This window comes from Virgibacillus sp. W0181 (assembly GCF_051846915.1).
In the GTDB taxonomy this organism is placed as follows: domain Bacteria; phylum Bacillota; class Bacilli; order Bacillales; family Amphibacillaceae; genus JBPYCR01.
Genome location: NZ_JBPYCR010000049.1, coordinates 1 through 20,497 on the forward strand (window position 1 = coordinate 1; position 20,497 = coordinate 20,497).

Annotated in this window: 24 protein-coding genes; 3 read left to right on the forward strand and 21 right to left on the reverse strand. The window is 37.5% G+C overall.

From position 1 onward, the window contains the following. Window positions 1-117: 117 nt before the first annotated feature. The 6 genes from ACLIBG_RS14510 to ACLIBG_RS14535 form a co-directional block, all read right to left on the reverse strand. Window positions 118-543, reverse strand: coding sequence for a hypothetical protein (locus tag ACLIBG_RS14510; RefSeq protein WP_439313480.1), 426 nt, complete (start codon window positions 541-543; stop codon window positions 118-120). Further along, window positions 540-740, reverse strand: a complete 201-nt coding sequence (locus ACLIBG_RS14515; protein WP_439313481.1) for a helix-turn-helix transcriptional regulator — start codon at window positions 738-740, stop codon at window positions 540-542. The genes ACLIBG_RS14510 and ACLIBG_RS14515 overlap by 4 nt, the downstream gene beginning before the upstream one ends. 193 nt (window positions 741-933) lie before the next feature. Next, window positions 934-1,491: a DUF3231 family protein gene (locus ACLIBG_RS14520; RefSeq protein WP_439313482.1), complete on the reverse strand. Its 558-nt coding sequence runs from the start codon at window positions 1,489-1,491 to the stop codon at window positions 934-936. Window positions 1,492-1,812: 321 nt separating this feature from the next. Then, the gene (locus ACLIBG_RS14525; protein ID WP_439313483.1) at window positions 1,813-2,652 is read right to left on the reverse strand and encodes a malate synthase; all 840 of its coding nucleotides are present in this window, start codon (window positions 2,650-2,652) and stop codon (window positions 1,813-1,815) included. Window positions 2,653-3,278: 626 nt separating this feature from the next. After that, window positions 3,279-3,479, reverse strand: a complete 201-nt coding sequence (locus tag ACLIBG_RS14530) for a DUF3923 family protein (protein ID WP_439313484.1) — start codon at window positions 3,477-3,479, stop codon at window positions 3,279-3,281. A 54-nt stretch (window positions 3,480-3,533) separates the two neighbouring features. Further along, a complete protein-coding gene (locus ACLIBG_RS14535; protein WP_439313485.1) occupies window positions 3,534-3,692 on the reverse strand; it encodes a hypothetical protein in 159 nt (52 codons plus the stop codon). A 312-nt stretch (window positions 3,693-4,004) separates the two neighbouring features. Here ACLIBG_RS14535 and ACLIBG_RS14540 point away from each other — a divergent pair, with 312 nt between their 5' ends. Further along, window positions 4,005-5,255, forward strand: a complete 1,251-nt coding sequence (locus tag ACLIBG_RS14540; RefSeq protein ID WP_439313486.1) for an amidohydrolase family protein — start codon at window positions 4,005-4,007, stop codon at window positions 5,253-5,255. Window positions 5,256-5,325: 70 nt separating this feature from the next. Here ACLIBG_RS14540 and ACLIBG_RS14545 read toward each other — a convergent pair whose 3' ends face one another. From ACLIBG_RS14545 to ACLIBG_RS14570, 6 genes are all read right to left on the reverse strand, one after another. Next, window positions 5,326-5,448 carry a hypothetical protein gene (locus ACLIBG_RS14545; RefSeq protein WP_439313487.1) on the reverse strand — a complete coding sequence of 41 codons (123 nt, stop codon included), beginning with the start codon at window positions 5,446-5,448 and terminating at the stop codon, window positions 5,326-5,328. Between the two features lie 464 nt (window positions 5,449-5,912). Beyond that, entirely contained in the window at window positions 5,913-6,479 is a 567-nt protein-coding gene (locus tag ACLIBG_RS14550; RefSeq protein ID WP_439313488.1) for a DUF7010 family protein, read from the reverse strand. 156 nt (window positions 6,480-6,635) lie between these two features. Continuing rightward, window positions 6,636-8,003, reverse strand: coding sequence for a replicative DNA helicase (gene dnaB / locus ACLIBG_RS14555; RefSeq protein WP_439313489.1), 1,368 nt, complete (start codon window positions 8,001-8,003; stop codon window positions 6,636-6,638). 60 nt (window positions 8,004-8,063) lie between these two features. Next, a complete protein-coding gene (gene rplI / locus ACLIBG_RS14560) occupies window positions 8,064-8,510 on the reverse strand; it encodes a 50S ribosomal protein L9 (RefSeq protein WP_439313490.1) in 447 nt (148 codons plus the stop codon). After that, the gene (locus ACLIBG_RS14565) at window positions 8,507-10,486 is read right to left on the reverse strand and encodes a DHH family phosphoesterase (RefSeq protein ID WP_439313491.1); all 1,980 of its coding nucleotides are present in this window, start codon (window positions 10,484-10,486) and stop codon (window positions 8,507-8,509) included. The genes rplI and ACLIBG_RS14565 overlap by 4 nt, the downstream gene beginning before the upstream one ends. 532 nt (window positions 10,487-11,018) lie before the next feature. Beyond that, a complete protein-coding gene (locus ACLIBG_RS14570; RefSeq protein ID WP_439313492.1) occupies window positions 11,019-11,954 on the reverse strand; it encodes a YybS family protein in 936 nt (311 codons plus the stop codon). A gap of 179 nt (window positions 11,955-12,133) precedes the next feature. Between ACLIBG_RS14570 and ACLIBG_RS14575 the strand changes: the two genes are divergently transcribed. Beyond that, a complete protein-coding gene (locus ACLIBG_RS14575; protein ID WP_439313493.1) occupies window positions 12,134-12,628 on the forward strand; it encodes a hypothetical protein in 495 nt (164 codons plus the stop codon). A 142-nt stretch (window positions 12,629-12,770) separates the two neighbouring features. Here the strand turns inward: ACLIBG_RS14575 and rpsR are convergent, their stop codons facing one another. The 7 genes from rpsR to ACLIBG_RS14610 all read right to left on the reverse strand — a co-directional run bounded on the left by rpsR (window position 12,771) and on the right by ACLIBG_RS14610 (window position 17,757). Then, the gene (gene rpsR, locus ACLIBG_RS14580) at window positions 12,771-13,001 is read right to left on the reverse strand and encodes a 30S ribosomal protein S18 (protein ID WP_439313494.1); all 231 of its coding nucleotides are present in this window, start codon (window positions 12,999-13,001) and stop codon (window positions 12,771-12,773) included. Window positions 13,002-13,066: 65 nt separating this feature from the next. After that, window positions 13,067-13,534, reverse strand: coding sequence for a single-stranded DNA-binding protein (gene ssb, locus ACLIBG_RS14585; protein WP_439313495.1), 468 nt, complete (start codon window positions 13,532-13,534; stop codon window positions 13,067-13,069). A 15-nt stretch (window positions 13,535-13,549) separates the two neighbouring features. Beyond that, the gene (gene rpsF / locus ACLIBG_RS14590) at window positions 13,550-13,840 is read right to left on the reverse strand and encodes a 30S ribosomal protein S6 (RefSeq protein WP_439313496.1); all 291 of its coding nucleotides are present in this window, start codon (window positions 13,838-13,840) and stop codon (window positions 13,550-13,552) included. 328 nt (window positions 13,841-14,168) lie between these two features. Then, window positions 14,169-15,269: a redox-regulated ATPase YchF gene (ychF, locus tag ACLIBG_RS14595; RefSeq protein ID WP_439313497.1), complete on the reverse strand. Its 1,101-nt coding sequence runs from the start codon at window positions 15,267-15,269 to the stop codon at window positions 14,169-14,171. A 276-nt stretch (window positions 15,270-15,545) separates the two neighbouring features. After that, window positions 15,546-15,743: a DUF951 domain-containing protein gene (locus ACLIBG_RS14600; RefSeq protein ID WP_439313498.1), complete on the reverse strand. Its 198-nt coding sequence runs from the start codon at window positions 15,741-15,743 to the stop codon at window positions 15,546-15,548. Then, window positions 15,740-16,645 carry a mechanosensitive ion channel family protein gene (locus tag ACLIBG_RS14605; protein WP_439313501.1) on the reverse strand — a complete coding sequence of 302 codons (906 nt, stop codon included), beginning with the start codon at window positions 16,643-16,645 and terminating at the stop codon, window positions 15,740-15,742. The genes ACLIBG_RS14600 and ACLIBG_RS14605 overlap by 4 nt, the downstream gene beginning before the upstream one ends. A 101-nt stretch (window positions 16,646-16,746) precedes the next feature. Beyond that, window positions 16,747-17,757, reverse strand: a complete 1,011-nt coding sequence (locus ACLIBG_RS14610) for a YkvI family membrane protein (protein WP_439313499.1) — start codon at window positions 17,755-17,757, stop codon at window positions 16,747-16,749. 87 nt (window positions 17,758-17,844) lie between these two features. On the opposite strand from ACLIBG_RS14610, the gene yyaC reads away from it, so the two are divergent. After that, the gene (yyaC, locus tag ACLIBG_RS14615; protein WP_439313500.1) at window positions 17,845-18,459 is read left to right on the forward strand and encodes a spore protease YyaC; all 615 of its coding nucleotides are present in this window, start codon (window positions 17,845-17,847) and stop codon (window positions 18,457-18,459) included. A gap of 496 nt (window positions 18,460-18,955) precedes the next feature. Here yyaC and ACLIBG_RS14620 read toward each other — a convergent pair whose 3' ends face one another. Together ACLIBG_RS14620 and ACLIBG_RS14625 are read right to left on the reverse strand one after the other, a co-directional pair. Continuing rightward, window positions 18,956-19,105, reverse strand: a complete 150-nt coding sequence (locus ACLIBG_RS14620; protein ID WP_439313209.1) for a hypothetical protein — start codon at window positions 19,103-19,105, stop codon at window positions 18,956-18,958. A 16-nt stretch (window positions 19,106-19,121) separates the two neighbouring features. Continuing rightward, window positions 19,122-20,432, reverse strand: coding sequence for an IS91 family transposase (locus ACLIBG_RS14625; protein ID WP_439313210.1), 1,311 nt, complete (start codon window positions 20,430-20,432; stop codon window positions 19,122-19,124). Window positions 20,433-20,497: the final 65 nt, after the last annotated feature.

Below are 20,497 nucleotides of genomic sequence, written 5' to 3' on the forward strand. Positions count from 1 at the left end.
TGTAGTGGCTGAAGAGCGCTATTATATGATCTAATTCTGTTACAACACTTATTCCACAACGTAATTTTCTAGCTTATACTAATTATAATAAATCCTTATTTTTGTTATAGGATCGCTTCAAAGAAGTAAAACTTGAGAAGAACCAAACCAAACTAAACCTACACTTAATAATAACCCTAAAATATTAATCCATTCGTCAATCTCATTAGGGAATCCACTCCAGATTATGTTCAGTACTGTAAAGATAATAATAAAACCAATAACCCTTACAAAAATTACTTTTAATTCTATTTTATATGCTTTTTCTGTTGCCACCTCTGTATACTCAATACCTGACACAATATATCTTGTTGTGACATACAAAAGAAAAATAGCAATAGACAATAATAATACAATTCCTACATCCATTTTAAAATAGTTGCTGCAAATAAGCATTACAATTAGTGAGGTACAAAGAATTATTGCTCCCTCCGAATAAAAGTACAACATACTTTTCCGTTTATATTCATCATTAGGTAACAAAAACGATATCCAAGATTTCATTTCTCTTCAACCTCCCAAAATAGCTCGTCTAAAGTTTTGTTAAGTGCCTTGGCGATTGCTACGCACAACTGAAGACTTGGGTTGTAGGTTCCTTTTTCAATTAACCCAATTGTCTGTCGTGTTACTCCCGTTCTCGAAGCCAATTGTTCTTGTTTGAGAGAAGCTTTAATACGTGCAATCTTCACATTATTCCTCATAAGCCCACCCACATTCCAAGCAATATATATCTAACATATGCAATTTTTATATTACGCGACTTTTAAAAAAAATCAAAAGAAAAAGAGGTTTTACAAACCCCTTTTGTTAAGTATATAACTCCTATGTATTAATGTAGGCCAATCTTTACGGAAAAACGACCGTTTGTCAAATTCTGCGGAAAACAATCAGCTTTTACTTTTGTCTAATAGACCCAGGTTGGTTATATGATGGCGGAATTTTAAGCCATCCTTCTTCTTGCATCAATTCTTTTGCTTTCAGCCCAAGAGACAGTTTATCAGTTTGGAACTTAAGAAACATCAGCGCCACATCCGTCCGGAGACATTGGCTTGCTGATGCTGCACACAAATCGGCAGCTGCAATAAAGTTAAGAGTTACCGTGTTACACAATTCATTATTCGTAAATTTTGCTCCAAGCGGAACAACGCTCGGATCAGATTTGGGTTTGGATTCAGGTGTATCCGATAAGGGGACTCCCTCCTGTTGCAAAAACTCAGCCAGTTCTTTTCGATGTGACTTCATGACTTTATAGCTATCTTGAAGCACCTTTTTCAATTTAGCATTATCTGTTGTATTAAGACCAATTTCCACAATACTGATAGCATTAGCTACAAAAGCATGGTATGTCCAAGACGCCATCGCTTCACCGATATGTAATGGATTCTTATGGTTATCGGTTAGAGACTCTATAATATCTGCTGCATTTTGAAATAACATTTTTAAACTTGGCATAAAAAAACACCCTCTCTAAAAGTTAAGGGTAGTTTTAACCTTCTTCAGAAAAAGTATTCATTCTACACGCCCGATTCTAATGCAATTTTATGCGACTTTCTTGTGGAAAGAGGTTAAAAATAGCACTTTTCATATCGTAGAAATAACTAAACCAAACGGAGTCATTCTATGTGATAATTTAATAAAGTAGAGTTTAAATGATAATAAAGATAATTCTAATAAGGTATAAAAAAAGAGTGCTCCAGAAAAGGAACACCCTAAAAAGGCTATAAAATCTGTAAGTCAAGAAAATTTGACAATTGTGTGGTCAATCAAAGGACACTATTGCTTTAAAGCACCATTAGCCTCTGGAATGTTATCCATGTCAAGGGCATTCATTTTACAGAAGTATTCCAGGAAATTTTCAGCTAATTTGATTTCTTCTTTATCCGTTTTTAATGCAATGATATCTTTTAGGATTTGAGCGGTCCAGACATTATCAAAATAACGATATTTACCAGAATTCCACGTCATCCGATGAGGATGGCTCTTATTGATATAATAAGACCAGAAAAGCATTTCCTCAGCTTCTTGCTTAGTTAGTTTAATTCTGAATTCCGTATGAGCAGGGACCATTCCATCATCGCTAAGATTGCCGGTAAATATTTCATTTACCATGTAGAGGCCCAGAATTTGTCTATCTGTTTCCGGTTGATCTGAGCCTCTTGCAGTCAAAAGGCCTGCACTGTTAGGGCCCAATCGAGCGGGTCTGTTAGGCTCCCCTTTGCTCTTCCCGGTTTGAACCTTGCCTGTAGATACTTGCCAGTCGGAAAACACACTTTGTTGTTCTTCTTCGTCCAGCCAGAAAACAATTTGTGAGCTTTCATGAATTTTATTGTTCTTTATTTTTTCCTTAAGCTGCTGTTCAAGCGCCAGTTGCTCCCTTTCTTCTTCACGTTTCTTTTCCAGTTCTTCTTCTTCCGCCTCTCTTTTAGAAATGATTTTCTTTAGAGATTTTGCGGTATCTCGATCCTGTAGTTTTATAAATTGTCCAAAAGCATCAGGGTAAACAAATTTTTTGGTTCCTTCATTAAAATGAACGGTAATAAATGAATCGTCTTGACCAACGATATCTCCTTCACCAAATATTTTATGAGTTATTTCTTCATTTATTAAATTCATTAACCCACTCTCCTTATATATTATAGCAAATCGTAAATCGTTAATTTTACCTTTACCAATTTTTATCAGTGTGGCTGTGATCATACCATCGAATGATACGAAATAATTGTTTCCAAATGTAAAAAAACCGCACCCAAAGTTTCTTCAAAAAGAAGTTGCGTCCGATCAACAAATGTTGTTACCTGAAAGTTATTGTATATACATAATACCATATATTCTAAAATAATGCAAATTTACTATTGACAACAATATTTTATTTGTTGTATAATATTTAGTTATCTTATATAAAGATGTATTTAGATTATCTAAAAAATACAAATATTGATCGTTTGGTCTTCCGTTTTTTCAATTCATATTGTAAGATAAGCTGGTTATTTCCGATTGAGCTACTTTATGCTTAAGGTTCGGAATTGGGTGTTCTAACCAATAAAATTGGATAAACCGTTATTAGCATAATCAAAAAAGGCAAGACAGCTATGCACAAAATTATATACATTCTTATCTTTTAAAAATAAAGAAATACCTCCCATAATAACGAGTGGTATTCCCCTTCTTAAAAGAGCTTGTTATTAGCATCTTTGTAACCTTCCTTCAAGTGTATTCTACGGGATAATACCCTCAATTGCTTAATTCACTCTACCCTTTTTCGAATTGAGAATCATCCATACAACCTGCATAATTAGCGGAATTATAAACGTAGCTAATAATACTATAAAAGCTACTAATTTTAACTCGAATGTTTGTGTAACACCAGCACCGTCAACTTCTCTTATCCAAACGACAAAAGATCCTGCTATCTCATACCCTTGCTTCTCCAGGGAGGTCAATAATTGCGGTAGGGCATCAGCCGTTTAAGGGTCAATATCGTGCAATATTACGATTCAACCTGGGGTGACATTAGACATCACTTCCTCATTTACTGCTATTGCATCGTGGCTTTTCCAGTCAAGTGAATCAACGGACCACATGACAATAGGCAGTCCTATATCTATTGCAATCTGTTTAACATTATCAGTTGATGCACCATACGGCGGACGCAATAAGGTAGGATCCCTGCCGATTGAATGTTTCATGGATCATGTGGGTCAAAAAGACAAAAACATAATGTCTCGCTTAATTTGACAAAGAAAAAAACTAAAAACGACCAGTTAGAAAAGGACGTACGTTATTCTTACCAATGCGCACTTTTATTCCATCATTGCTTAATTAATAAAACATGTCATTAAAACTTCCACGCACAATCTTGAACAGGCTATTTCTTAGGAGTAAGAGTTCCTGTTTTTCATTCACAACTGCTATACTAATTAGTATGTCGATGCATTATATTAGAGTGAGTAAAGGAGTAATTTAATATGAAGAAGTTTATTAATGCCAATATATATGGGGCCCCGGAATCCCATGAAATTTTAGTAGAAAATGGTCAATTTAAAGCAATAGGGAATAACTTAAACAACGCAGATGCAGTCATTGATTTAAAAGACCGCTTCGTGTTGCCACCTTATGTTGACCCTCATTTACACTTAGATTATATCTTTTCAGGTCTAGGAGAAGGAAATGCGAATGTCTCAGGTACGTTGTTTGAAGGTATCCAGCGCTGGAGTGATAATAAGAAATCATTGACGGAAGATATGGTACGTGAGCGTGCGCTTAAAGGCATTCAAAAAGAATTGAGTCATGGAGTTCAATTTATTCGTACGCATGTAGATATTACTGACCCTCATTTAACAGGGATGAAAGCTTTAATTAAGCTACGTGAAGAATTGAAAGATATCGTTACAATACAACTTGTAGCATTCCCTCAGGAAGGGTTCTTTAGATATAAAGGGGCAGAACGATTAATGGAAGAAGCCCTTGAAATGGGGGCTGACGTAGCTGGCGGAATCCCCCACTTTGAAATTTCATATGAACACGGTGTGGAGTCATTAAAACGGATCGTTGATATGGCAATAAAACATAACGTCATGATTGATATTCACTGCGATGAAAATGATGATCCGAATAGTCGGTTTTTAGAAGTATTAAATGCGCTTGTTATGGAAAAACATTATGGAACATATACAACAGCAAGCCATACATGCAGCTTTGGCTCAGTAGAAAACAGTTATGCTAATAAAATGCTCGGTTTATTTAAAGAATCTCACATTAACTTTATTTCTTGCCCGACCGAAAACGCACATTTACAAGGACGAGGCGATACTTATCCGAAACGTCGTGGCTTGACACGAGTAAAGGAATTGTTAAATAACGGAAATAATGTCGCCTTTGCTCAAGACTCAATAGCAGATTACTGGTATCCATTAGGCAATGGAAATATGATGAATATTTTAGATAATGGCATTCATTTAGCTCATTATACGCACATTGACGAGATCAACAAAGCGTTCGATCTGATCACATACAACGGTGCAAACATTATGAGAGTGAATGATACGTATGGTATTGAGAAGGGAAAACCAGCAAACTTTATCGTTGTTGATGCGAAAGATGCTTATGAAGCGATTCGGGAGCGTGCGGAGGTACTTGCATCGATTCGTAATGGTGAATATCTATTTAAACGTGAAGCCCGAAGAAATGAAGTAGAAATAGACTTTTTAAAACAATAATATGTTTCCTTAATCAACCCTAAGGCGTTATTCTCCTCGACACACGAGTTGAGGAGAATTTTTATTTTTACTAATCCCCACTAAGTTTTTCTTCCAGTTCTTTTACTATATTTTCCAATTTTTGCATCTTTTCTTTTGAAAGTGCCGCAATACCGGCAGCTATTGAGAAGGAGCGTATCACCATAACATCCATCATATACCCCCTAAGAAAGGATTAATTAATTCGACTAAAGTTACTTGTTTGAACTTCATACACGTACTGCAATCCGACCTTTAGATCTGGAACGGGCACCAATTATTATGCGAGAATTATTTCTGTTAACAAAAATTACATTTGTAAAGGCAGGCTATTAAAAAGTGAAAGGCTTATAACTAATGTCGATAAAGCACCTGCGCACAGCAATGGTATCATTTTTCGCCAATTTATCTCTTCTGTTGGTTTTACAGCCTCTCGCGATACTGCAATCCATATAACGAGAGAGATTATAGTTACGATCGTAATAACATCTGTGGACATATTTAACACCTACCCTTTCGCCTATACATTATTTGAATCTTAACATACATTACGTCGGAAAATGGTCACTTTATATTTACTTTATTATTTACGCCTTATGACAACTGTCTCTTTGATTAAAACTTAGAAAAACTTGCTTATCAATTATCTCGGTCAGCAATAAACTTATTCGTCTCCTGCCTTAACCCAATAACGGATATTAAATAGATAAACGCCAACAAGAATGGAAGCGTGAAAAATGCCTGTTCAATAAAAATATAGCCGAAAATAAATGCAATGACAGCCATCGACACGGTAAAGATTCCGTACGTTTTGCTATCGTAAATCCATATATACGGAAGAAAATGAGAGGCTCCTAGAATACCGATTGCCATTGGAAGCAATTCATAATGTTCGATATAGATGATAATCCAGATTGGTAGGTAAAATGCCTGTATTCCTCCAGTAATACCGCCTAAAACACCAAGCGGATTTTTACTTAACATATTAACTTTTAACATTTTACTGACTGCGATTGCTATTGGGAAGATGCTACCCGAACCAATTAAGTAACATAATGCAAGCAATTTATAATCTTCTATGAAGAAACTCAAAACACCCATAACCAACCAATAAAATGCTCCTGCAAGCAGGAAGGGATACCCCTTATGTGCATCAACAATCAAATCCGCCTTTAATTGGTTTAAAGTCTTGTTGTCGTAATTCACTATATTCCTCTCCTAAATGTGAAATGAATTTACTTTTAAAATGAACCGAAGAAATTCAACGGTTTATGAAAAATTAACAAAGAAAGTAGCTCAGTTAAGAGTACTGTTTTGTACGCTTTAACTGAACTACTTAATATTCTTATGAAAGATTCACTTCTATGCATGAACGGGTGGAATATCGCTTTCTTGGTAACGATGATCCAGATCAACAAACTTATTATATTCTTTTACAAAAGCGAGTTCCACTGTACCAGTAGGGCCGTTACGCTGCTTGGAAATAATGATTTCAATAATGTTTTGTTTTTCGGATTCTGTATCATAATAGTCATCTCGATATAAAAACCCGACAATATCGGCGTCCTGCTCAATACTTCCGGATTCACGAAGGTCAGACATCATCGGCCGCTTATCCTGACGGGACTCAACGCCACGTGACAATTGTGATAATGAAATAAGCGGAACATTTAACTCTCGTGCCAATGCTTTCAAGGAGCGAGAAATGTCGGATACTTCTTGCTGCCGATTATCCTTCGACCGTTCACTTCCTTGGATTAATTGCAAATAATCAATAATAATCATCCCAAGTCCATGTTCCTGCTTTAAACGTCTGCATTTCGATCGTATATCCGATACGCGGATTCCCGGCGAATCATCAATGTAAATACCGGCGTTAGATAAAGAACCCATCGCCATTGTCAACTTTCCCCAGTCATCTGGTTCAAGCTTTCCTGTACGCAGACGCTGGGAGTCTATGTTACCTTCCGCACAAAGCATCCGTGAGACGAGTTGTTCGGCACCCATTTCTAAGCTGAAAATCGCTACATTTTCGTCGGAATTAACAGCCATATTTTGCGCGATGTTCAACGCAAATGCTGTTTTTCCGACAGATGGTCTTGCGGCAATAATGATAAAGTCATTAGGCTGAAACCCTGAAGTTATACGGTCCAAATCCCTATAGCCACTAGTTACGCCGGTTACGTCTGCGTCGTTGTGGTGCAACTGCTCAATATTATCATAAACATCAATGAGCACATCTTTAATTGCGCGAAAGGCTCCAGTGTTTTTACGGCCAGATACTTCCAATATACTTTTTTCCGCTTCATCCAACACATCAGATACTTCATCTTCTTTTTCAAAGCTGGTGGAAACAATATCTGTAGCTGTACGAATTAATCGGCGCAAAAGCGCTTTTTCTTCTACAATTTTGCTGTAATACCCGATGTTGGCTGCTGTAGGAACACTGCTTGCCACATCTGATAAATACGAAACGCCGCCTGCTTCCTCCAGCTGCTTTGCATTAGCAAGTGCTGTCGTGACCGTAACGAGGTCAATTGGCTCCCCTTTATCAGCCAGCTGCATCATTACTTCAAAGGTGCGCTGATGTCCCGCTCGGTAAAAGTCGGCAGGGACGAGTAACTCAGACGCGGTTGAAAAGGCCTCGGGCTCTAGAAAAATTGCACCGATAACCGCTTGTTCTGCTTCTATATTATGTGGAGGTGTTCGTTCATTCCACTGATCACTCATAAGTATTCCCCCTTATGGAGAAACGTTGATGTTATCTATATCGCTTCTACTTTATATAAACTATTTTTCTTTTACATGTACATTAATTGTAGCTTCCACATCCGGATGCAATTTTACCGGAACATGCGTATGCCCTAACGAGCGAATCGGCTGATCCAGCTCAATTTTTCTGCGATCCACTTTTTCTCCGTGATTTTTTTGCAACGTTTCAGCTATTTGCTTGCTCGTAATCGACCCAAATAATCGTCCGCCATCGCCTGACTTTGCAGTTATTTCAACGGTAATATCTTTTAATTTATTTTTTACGTCAATTGCTGCGTCTTTTTCTTCCTGCTCACGCTCGTTCTCTTTTCGTTTTCTAGCCTCAAGCGCTTTTAAATTACCTGCCGTTGCTTCCACTGCCAGCTTTTTTTTAAACAAAAAGTTTTGAGCGTACCCAACAGATACGTCTTTTACTTCATCTTTTTTTCCTTTGCCTTTTACGTCCTGTAAAAATATCACTTTCATTCCGATTCTCTCCCTCCGTAATATTCATCAATGATTTCTTTTAATAAACCTTCTGCATCATCAATAGTCGTGTCTTCAATTTGCGTTGCCGCATTCGTCAAATGTCCGCCGCCGGCCATACGCTCCATAATAACCTGGACGTTTACTTCTCCTAATGAACGAGCACTAATAGCTATTTTGCCATCTTCAAGCTTACAAATAACGAATGATGCGGAAATATTGTTCATTGTAAGCAAGGTGTCCGCTGCTTGTGCAATTAAAATTTGGCTGTATACCTCATCTGATTTTGCTTTTGTAATCGCGATGGAGTCACGGTACACTTGCACACGCTCGATTAACTGACTTCTTTTCACATAAGTCGATATGTCTTCTTTTAGAAAGTGTTGAATCTTCACATTGTCTGCACCTTTTGAGCGTAAATAGGAAGCTGCATCGAATGTACGTGATCCGGTTCGTAAAGCAAAGCTTTTTGTATCGACAATGATTCCTGCCAAAAGCGCTGTTGCTTCCAATATTTTCAGTTTTGCCCTTTTCGGCTGGTATTCCAACAGTTCGGTAACGAGCTCACTTGTTGAGGAAGCATAAGGCTCCATATAAACTAACGTAGGGTCTTCAATAAAATCTTCGCCGCGACGGTGATGGTCAATGACTACTTTATACTCGGTTTTATTCAGTAATCGACGGTCTGCAACCATCGCCGGCCGGTGCGTATCTACAATAACGACAAGACTTCGGCTCGAAATAATTGCTTCAGCTTCATCTGGATCAACAAAAGATTCCCATAACTCTTCATCTTGACGAATGGCCTCAACAATCCGTTGCACACCTTCTGTCACATCGTCCTCATCAAAAACGATATATCCTTCCACTTCATTTGATTTAGCAATATTTAAGATTCCGATGGATGAACCGAGCGAATCCATATCAGGAGCCTTATGCCCCATGATTATCACGTTATCACTTTCTTTAATTAGTTCCCTCAAAGCATGAGATATTACACGAGCACGCACCCTCGTTCTTTTTTCCATTGGGTTTGTTTTTCCACCGTAAAAACGTACTTTACCTGATTCATCCCGAATGGCGATTTGGTCGCCACCACGCCCTAATGCTAAATCGAGGCTGGACTGCGCCAGCTTACCAAGCTCGGGAAGCGGCATGTTCCCAACACCTATGCCGATACTTAATGTCACCGGGTTTTTCTGTCCAGATTCGACGACGAGTTCACGTACTTCATCCAATATTTCAAACTTAGACTTTTCCAGTCGTTCTAAAATTTCCTGCGTAATAATCGCCATAAAGCGTTCCTGTGAAGTTCGTTTTAAAAATAGTCCAAACGCTTCCGCCCAATTATTCAATGCAGCTGTTATTCTAGAGTTCAATTGACTTTTTGTTGTGTCGTCCATGTTTTGTGTAATTTCTTCATAATTATCTAAGTAGATAATAGCAATGACCGGTTGTTCATTATAATACAACGATTCAATTTTCGCCTGTTCCGTACGATCAAAAAAATATAATAAACGATCTGATGGTTTAATTGTTGTTTGTAAATCGTATTGACCCAATGACACCCATATATCATTCTTGCCTTCTTTAATCGCCGGAACCAGTTTTTCCGACAAATTTTCCAGCGACTTTCCTGCCAATGATTGGTTTTCCCCAAATTGATTCATATATGGATTGGACCATTCAATCTGAAATTCGTCGTTATACAATATAATTCCAATAGGCATTTCCAACAACGCTTCTTCCCCTACCTTTTTGACGCGGTAGGACAACGTAGCAATGTATGTTTCCGTTTGTTCCTGCAACTTCTTTTCCCTTTGAATGCTGTAGTAAATTGAAACAGCTAATAACACCGCCATAATGAGGCCGATTAACCATTCATAATACCAAATGGCTATTACCAAAATGATAGACAATAAATATATAATCACTAAATGGCCGCCAAGCATTCGTTTATTTGTTACATTCGACATACTGACTCAACTCCTATAACTAAAGAAAAGCGTGAGCACTATGGGTAAAGGTAATTAGGTTCAGGGTACAGTCTCTCGCACCAGAAGTTCCTAACCACCAAACGTGCAGCCCATCCAACTCAAGAAAACTTAAAGCCGTTATTTGCATTTGCATTTGGGAAAACATAAAACACTCTTCTAATGCGTCTGGCTGAAAGTCACACATCACGGGCTGAGTCTTCATTCCACAAAAGGACTTTTCGCAGCGTCCGTACTAAACCTTTGCCCTCTACATCTACTATCTTATTCGTGGAAGTAAGTACATCTTAGTGACTCGTAGCGTTACCGATAGAAGGATATTGTTTGTTCCCGTTCATCGTATGTGCAACGTTAGATTTCACGATCAAATAACTGCGATGGGCTAAGTTTTTTAACTAGTAATCGTATTTTGTTCAAGACATCGAAGGTATGCACTAAAAGATAAGCTTTCTTTACTTATATAAACAATACTTTATTCGCGTATAAAACACCTGCTCTGAAGAGCAACTCTCATTTATTTATCCATCATCCGTTTTCTTAATCCAAAACCTATATCAATTATACCGATGATTCGGACCAAATACAGTAAAAACGGTAAAATAAAAGATGCAATTACGATGATAACCGGGACCGCTTTTGATAACTTTTTTTGATGTGCATAGAAAAACACAAAGGAAAACCCTTGTAAAGTTAAAAACAATATGACTAAATAAAGGACGTTTTGTAAAGCCAAATACACAGCTCCTGATGGATCCAAATCAAATAATGAAATAATTAACGCACTAAAATAGATCCATATTAAAGTAACCGGCAGCTGAAATTGACGGAAAGGCGGAAATCGCAATTGTTTATTCTCCAATCGATTGATCACTTTATACCCTATCCACTGGGAAATAAAAGCAAGAAAAATTGCTGTCATAGCAAAACCGACCGGAAGTAAATTTTTCATCATATTCATTTGTTCTCGTACGAGCTCTTGTTGGTCTTCCGATTGATCCAACCCAGCTTGCTCCAAAAGTGCCGTACTCGTTTCCATTGACTCATCAACGAGAATATCAATTTCCTCCGTCCAATTCACACCAAGAACGAACTGACTTGCTATAAAAACAAATAATAAACCAGCGATAAACCCTACAGTACCACGTGCCCATGATTCATATGGTGTCAAACCGCTATGAAGCGATTGACCAATCATGATTCCGCCAGCACCTACTAAAACGGTTAAAGGCATTGATATAACAGGAGCAAATAAAAATGATAAAATAAGAGCTGCCACAAACACCAGGAGTGCCGGTTTCCAGCCATATTTGTATGTATAAAAGATAAAAGGTGTTGGTAATAAGAGAATAATTAAAACCGAAATGATCGGTATAAAAACGGCCATTATTAACAATACAATATAAATTGTTGTCAATAACGCGCCATCTGTTAGTTTTTTTGATTGGTTCATGACATACACCCCTATTAGTTCGGAAAAATGAAGAGGATTGCCTTTATAGAGAAAATCCCTCATTCTAATATGATAACAGAATTTGACTGAAATTGTTGTCAAAAAACGTACAAAAGAATATTTCCCGGGGAATAAAGAAGAAATCATGATATAGTAACTAAAGAGAAAGGATGACAAACGTGCTTTTTTGGACTACTTTTTTACAAAGCTTACAGTTACCTAGCAAAAGATCAGTCTTTAAATTAAACCGAGTCGGTATGGATATTATTGTTATTTATATGTTTATTCTATTATTCCTTGTCTCCATACCATCGTTTTTGGAACAAATTGCAAATCCGGATGGGTTTCGTACAAATATGAACTTATTTTTCTTTCTTATCTATTTCTTTATTTTTTATTATTTGCCTTTAAATGTGATTATCTTTGGTTTATTATCTGTTATTGCATTTGTCGGGAAAAAATTTGCCAGCTTAATGAAGCGGAAATTGCATTTCTCCATTCTTTGGAAAATGGGCGCTTTAAGTTCGACTGTTCCTTTTTTAGTTTATACGCTTCTAGCATTGTTTTTCCCAATTAGTGATCGTGTTTTATGGATTGGGTTAGTATATATACTTATCCTATTAATTAAAATTATTTTGATCTATCCAAAAAGAAAACGTCGTCGAGCGTCATAAGTTTTCTCTAGATCCGTCGAATTATGCAGCCCTTGTTACCGGGACTGCTAATCACCACTCTTTGTCGTGTCGTTCTAATAAGATGTGTGGAATAAAAATCCCCTTTCATTTGCTAAAATGAAAAGGGATTTTTTAACTTTTATTACTCGGTTACAAATGGTAGTAAAGCCATTGAACGAGCACGTTTTATTGCTACTGTCAACTTACGTTGGTATTTTGCGGAAGTTCCGGTAACACGGCGTGGTAAAATTTTACCACGTTCCGAAACAAAACGTTTTAACAAATCAACATCTTTATAGTCGATATGTGTAATTCCGTTTGCTGTAAAGTAACATACTTTACGACGTTTTGGGCGTCCACGACGAGCACTCATACTTAATCCTCCTTGCAATATCAAATTTTTTATCGTTTCACTCTATCGTTTATGATCCATACCCACTAAAACGGCAAATCATCATCAGATATATCGATAGGTTCGCCAGCGTTACTGAATGGATCAGCATCATTTGTACGTGGTTGACTCTGATGTTGGGCTTGTTGTTGGAAACCAGGTCCACCTTGATCTCTGTTTTGGTTTTGAGAAGATCTTTTTGGCTCCAAAAATTGAATGCCTTCTGCAACAACTTCGGTAACAAATACTGTTTTGCCGTCATTTCCTTCAAATCTTCGTGTTTGAATGCGGCCATCAACACCAATCAAATTTCCCTTACTCATGTAATTCGCAAGATTTTCGGCTTGTCTGCGCCATACAACACAATTGATGAAATCAGCTTCATTTTCCCCTTGCTGATTTTTAAAAGGACGATTGGCTGCTACGGTAAAGTTTGCTACCGCTACTCCGTTTGGTGTATAGCGGAGATCCGGATCCTTTGTTAATCTGCCAACAATAACGACTCGATTCAACATCAGAATCACTCCTTTTTATTGATCGTCTGTTCGAATTGCCATGTGGCGAATAATATCGTCGGAAAACTTCGCTTGACGATCAAATTCATTAATTGCTTGATCATCACCTTTGAAGTTGATTACAATATAATAGCCATCACGATAGTCGTTTATTTCATATGCAAGACGTTTCTTGCCTTTTTCATCGACTTTATCAATTTCCGCTCCGTTATCAGTAAGAAAGCTGTTGAAACGCTCAATCAAAGCTGTTTGAGCCTCTTCCTCAATATCTGGGCGGATGATATACATGATTTCATATTCTCTCATCCGTTACACCTCCTTTTGGTCTATGCGGCCCCTTTTAGTAGAAGTTGTTCAAAAAGTTTGATATAATTCTATCCTTCCTTTTGAACACTCCTTGTAAGTTATCGAAAATTCGACACACTTATAATTAGGAGCAAGGAATAATCAATAATTAATTACTCACGATGAGATATTATATCAAATTAAATCTTAATATACAAGTCATTCGAAGATCCCTTTATACGCTATTTTTCGTAAATGCACCGTTGGTCTGACTATTTTCTTCATTATTGGTTCATTTTGATTATGGAATAGGCACATATCATGTTATCTACTAAGTATCCGAAAAAAACTAAACATTAAAACGGAAGTGTATAACATCCCCGTCTTGCACGAAGTATTCTTTTCCTTCTAAACGAACCCTTCCATTTTCGCGTGCCTTTGCCATTGAGCCAGCTGCAACCAGATCATCATATGATACTGTTTCTGCACGAATGAAGCCTCTTTCAAAATCCGTATGGATAATTCCTGCAGCCTGTGGGGCTTTCATGCCTTCTCGAAATGTCCAAGCACGCACTTCCTGCTCTCCAGCAGTAAAGTATGTTGCAAAACCTAGCAAATCATAAGATGCCTTAATCAATTGATCCAAACCGGATTCTTCAATTCCTAGCTCTTCAAGAAACATTTCCTTTTCTTCTTGATCAAGTTCGGCAATTTCTGCTTCTATTTTGGCGCAAACTACTATTACTTCAGCTTTTTCTCCTGATGCAAAGTCTTTTACTTTTTGAACAAATTCATTCTTTTCGGGATGTGTAATTTCATCCTCACTTACATTGGCTGCATATAAAACTGGCTTCGTTGTTAACAACTGTAGCTGGTTGACTATTTTTGTTTGTTCATCCGTAAATTCAAGTGATCGTACAGGCTTTTCGTCTTCCAATGCTTCTTTTACCTTTTCAATTACTTGTAGCTCCTGAACGGCTTCTTTATCTTTTTGTCTAGCAAGCTTTTGTACTCGTTCATAGCGCTTGTTCACCGACTCCAAATCAGCCAGGATTAATTCTAGATTAATTATTTCAATATCATCAATCGGATCAATCTTGCCTGATACATGTGTAACATTTTCATCCTGAAAACAACGGACAACATGACAAATCGCATCCACTTGACGAATATGGGATAGAAACTGATTGCCCAATCCCTCTCCTTTGCTTGCACCTTTTACAATGCCTGCAATATCCGTGAATTCAAATGCGGTCGGTATTGTCTTTTTCGGTTTTACAAATTCAGTTAATATATTTAAACGTTTGTCCGGCACTTCTACAATTCCAACATTTGGATCGATCGTGCAAAATGGATAATTTGCCGATTCTGCTCCTGCTTGTGTAATTGCATTGAACAATGTGGATTTTCCAACATTGGGAAGCCCGACAATTCCTGCTGTCAATGACATGCCACTTCCACTCCTTAAGGTCTTGCATTCATATGAATCTGTTATCAATTATAGATACTAGAGAGTTAATTGACAAGTTTTCAAAAAACAAAAACAAGCATGCTTTCATGCTCATTTTTGTAAAAACTACACTAAAAAACTACTTTTTATCCACCCAGTTGCTTCAAATCGGCCATTTTTCTATATATTTTACTATCTTGTTACTTTTATTTAAGTACGCTTAGTTTTCTTACACCATCTGCTTTACATAACTTTATCAATGAATAAATTACCTACTCATGCCTTCTCAATTATCTTTTTTAACTTCTTTGTAAAATCCCGTCTTGGTATTAATATACTCCGTTCACATCCTAGACATTTGATCCTAATATCCATGCCCATGCGAATAATTTTCCAGCGGTTTTCACCACATGGGTGCTGTTTCTTCATCTGAACGATATCATTTAGATCATATTCTTTGTCTGACAATGTCATTGCTCCCTTCGTCTTTCCTCTGTTTCATTATGATCTATGTCATGAGCAGTCGGCTGCTGATTTCGAGAATACATAACGAGACGCGGTGCTGGAATATCGATTCCTTCTTTATATAACCGCTCTTTTACTTCTTTTCGGATAACTCTTGCACCAAACCAATGATAAACAGGTAGTGTATCCGCGATGACCCTAATTACATAATGTGACGTTTCCAACGATTGCACCCCGTGAATCACTGGTGTATTTACAATTTCTGGATATTTCTCAGGTAAGTTTTGAATAACATCCTCTATAATCGCTTCCGCAGCAACAATATCATTTTCATAAGGTACATTGATATCCACGATCGCCAATCCATTATAAATGGAATAATTAATTACCTGGGTAATATTTCCATTTGGTATAACGTTCTGTTCGCCTGTCCAACTTTGAACCTTTGTCGTACGTAAACCAATTTCTTCTACTTCCCCTTCCACACCAGCAACGATTACATAGTCACCTACTGAAAATTGATCTTCAAATACAATAAAAAAACCCGATATAATATCACGGACGAGATTTTGTGCACCAAAACCAATTGCTAAACCAGCCACCCCAGCACCAGCAAGCAACGAAGCTATTGGAAGACCCATCGCTTCAATTACCATAATAAAAGCCATGAAGTAAACGACATACGCCAACACATTTTGTATTAGCTTTTTAAGCGTTACTTCTCTTCTCACTGATAATCTGACAGGTCCTTCTTTTTGCTGAAAAATCCGCTCTACTATTTTTCGGCCAACACGAACGATTACGTATGCCAAAATTATAATGACGATAATTTTTAGAATCCCTTGTCCTATTGTAATCCATAATTCCGGACCGGTAATATAATCCCACAGTTTTCTTAATTGTTCATTCACTTGTTCCAATATGTAAAACCCCCAACCATATGCCTCGATAATTAAAGTTTACATCAATCAACTACTTGAGAAAAGATTTTCACTCAACAATTACCTGTATATTATGCGCTTTTGAAAATCGGATAAAGCACTAACCGTGTCAATATATATAAGTTTAATATACCATAGGCTGGATAAATATAACTAATTAACGTCGAAAAGCCGAACATCGTTAATGGAAGCATTAAAAGCAACGAACCTACAACTAACACCCAAATAGGTGATTGAATAAACCGCTTCATGCGTGTAACGATCCCTAGCATTCCTGCAGCGGCAGTTGTAAATATAGCGATCCATAATAATATGCTCATAAATACAAGCATGTTCGTTGAATAATTGTTTAATATAGCAAACAAGGGAATTTCATATAGCAATATTTCATCTGCTATTTGGATTAAACTATTGTTGTAAATATATGAGATAATACCGAAAGTTAATCCGCTACCGACTGAAGCAATCCAAATTTCCCCTTTAGAACGTACTTTGCTTCCAATAGCGCCAAGTACTGCAACTAACGGAAGAACATTCAACGCAGTAAAAGGAAATGCCGCCATCCAGTTTCTTTGTTCATTCCACGGAGAAAACAGAGGAAGGTTATGGTGAATTGTAAAATTTAGAAGAACGAACATTAACCCTACCAACAGTAACGGAATAATATATTGATTGATGGATAGTACGGCATCTATGTCTTTTATAAATAATATGATCAATATAACCGTAATAAAAAAAACGCCCCACCAATAATTCAGTTGAAAGGCCTGGACAGTCGCCCCACTTCCCGCAATCATCACTACCGTGGTCGTAAATAGATATAATATAATCATATAATCATAAAGTCGTACAAGCCGTTTTCCAACAATCGCCTCCAGTACAGATAAATAATCGGTAGATTGTTTTTCATAGCTTAGCGTCAAAATAACGATACACGATATTGTAAACATAATAACAAACAACAAAATAGCCAGTCCACTTTCATCGCCAAAAAATTGCCATAACTCCCTACCGGAAGCATACCCTGCGCCGATCATTGTTCCCAATATAAGAAACAACCACTTAACTCCTGCTTTCCACATGACTTTTCCTCCCGTAAGTAAACGTTTGATGTATAGATATCTTTTTTTGAACGTATACTATAACAATATGTTTATGGAGGATAAGCTATGAATTTAATTAAACATAAAAGCAAAGAAAGTTTTCGTGTTTTATATTCTGATCCAGGTGCCAGTGAACGGTTAAGTGAGAAATTAATTTCCTGGTTTCCGACTACCCCATGTGAATATGTCGTTTTATTTATTGGCACAGATCGATCTACTGGTGATTCACTTGGTCCTTTAGCAGGCAGTTTTTTCTCAGGGAAGAATCCTAAACATATAACAATCTATGGAACATTGTTTGATCCCATCCATGCTGTCAACTTGCAAAGTCAGTTGGATATCATTCATAGGAGACATAACAACCCATTTATTGTCGCTATTGATGCCTGTCTGGGCAAAAGTAATTCAGTTGGACAACTTATTGCGGGTGTTGGTCCATTAAAGCCAGGTGCAGCTCTAAACAAGCATCTTCCCCCTATCGGAAACATTCACTTAACCGGAGTAGTTAATATTGGTGGATTTATGGAATATGCAGTTTTACAGAACACAAGATTGTCACTCGTATATGAAATGGCAAAGCGAATTGCTAATACATTATCAAAAATAGATCACCAATTAACATACAACGCTTCTCCACCAGCAATCGTGATGACGAATATTAAACAAACAACGAGTATATAATTGAGACAACCATTAAAAATTCCACGATAAATATGGATTGTTACAGGCGTATTGGCTTAATACGTTCTTTTTACCAAAGGTGTGTCTCCTATGGAGTTGTTGTAAAATACGACGTAGCTACAATGTTGTTTTCGACTCCGGACAACCATCTTTGACGATACAATTTTGCAGATCCAACTCCACACTAGCAAAGGAAATATACGGAGACTCCAGCGGGAAGAAGGCATCGGTGAGACCCGACAGTACGAGGTGGCTCACCAGTCGTCCGCGGCAAGAAGACACCTTGAGCGCGGTCAGCGAGAACGGATGTCGCACTTGTACTGTACCCACGAGTAAAAGTGGAATTTATTTTGTAGCGGTAAAATAAAACGATCACTATCAGCAGATACGTCGCAGTTTATCGATATTTTTCAAAGAGGCTTACGAAAAAAACTTATAAACTCTCACATAAGAAAAACCGGGCAAACCCCGCCCGGTCCTTTTCTATCCACCATAATTAGCGGAAGTCCGATAATTTATATTCCTGTCCATGTATTCCTTTGTAATATTCCGGAAACATTTCCCCTCCACATTGTTCACAGCTGAATCTTGGTGGAGTAGATGGATCGCCCCCATCCATCATGTCAAAATCCCTCACAACGTCCATTGGAATTTCCTCTTCTTCATGACACGTTAAACAATGATAGTTGACAAATGTCTTCTTCGGACGTAAGTGGTCGGTCCCTTTTTTCTTTTTTCTCTTTCCTTTTTTCTGGTTCTTGCTTGATCCCTTCAAGATGGATGATCACCCTTTCCATATAACTTCTTGCTTCTTTGGTTAATGCTACTTTTATTTTGAGTGTGCCGTCCTCCGGACAGACTTCTCCCATGTATTCATAATAATTGTCACAGTGCGGACATACCATAGGATCTTTTTGCCCACTGGAAATAACACGCTCTCTCCAGGTTTGGCGACGTAATGTTTTCTTCACTTTCAGTATCCAACGTTTTTTTCCTTGCTGCCATGCAGCTAGTAATTTTTTGCTTAAACTTTTACTTCTTCTCGAATACATACCATAATAACGAATCGTTTTGAATTGCTCATCCGGAATATGGCGGATTAGACGAATGATAAACGCTTCTACCATCAACGTTTCACACTTCTCTTGCTTATCTTTTTTATCGATATATTTAAAAGTAACATATTGTCCATCATATGCCTCAATCCGATTGATTCCAATCGCAGGTCGACGCATATAACGGCCAATGTAACGTAATTGATCCTTTATTTTTCCTCTTTGTTTTGGCGCATACACATAGAAACCTTCTCCGTTTTTGGAAAAAGCCTTTTGTAAGCGAGACTGAACTTTTTTCTTTTCCTTTTTTGTCAGGTTGTTTCGGATTAACTTCAATACAACGGTCTGCCATTGTTTCCGAAGCATTTGAAAAGGGATAAAATCATATGCTTTCCACGATCCCTTTTTCGTTATCCCTCCCATGGTGACCAACATATGTACATGCGGATTAAAATTTACTTGCGAACCGAAGGTGTGCAAGCCGGCGATAATACCCGGTTTGACCTTTGCCTTTTTTCCGAAGTAGTCCGAAATCAGCTTGGCAGCTTCATCCATCAATGGTTTGAGGAGGTGACGATGTAATAAAAATATCTCCCGTAATCCCTCATCAATTGTAAATATGACATGACGATGATTCACTTGTAATACATCTTCTGTAAGTAGACGACTCCATTCCTCACTCTCTCCAAGAGAACAAGTGGTGCAAAAACGACCTTTGCATCGATAAGGAACTTTTCGGGGATCATTGCAGCCTTCACAAACAAAAAGTTTGAATCCGTTTTTCGGATTCCCGCAGTCCCGAAACCTTTCCACCTCCTTGATGACTACTGGACGGATCCTATCTCTATGTTTCTTTTTAAATGACTCCCAATGTTGATTTTCGTCAAAGAAAATTTGTTTTAAAATGTTTTTCTTCATACATTAAAAATACCACAGGAAACGACACCGTGGTAGGGGTTAAATTATATACATTCTTATCTTTT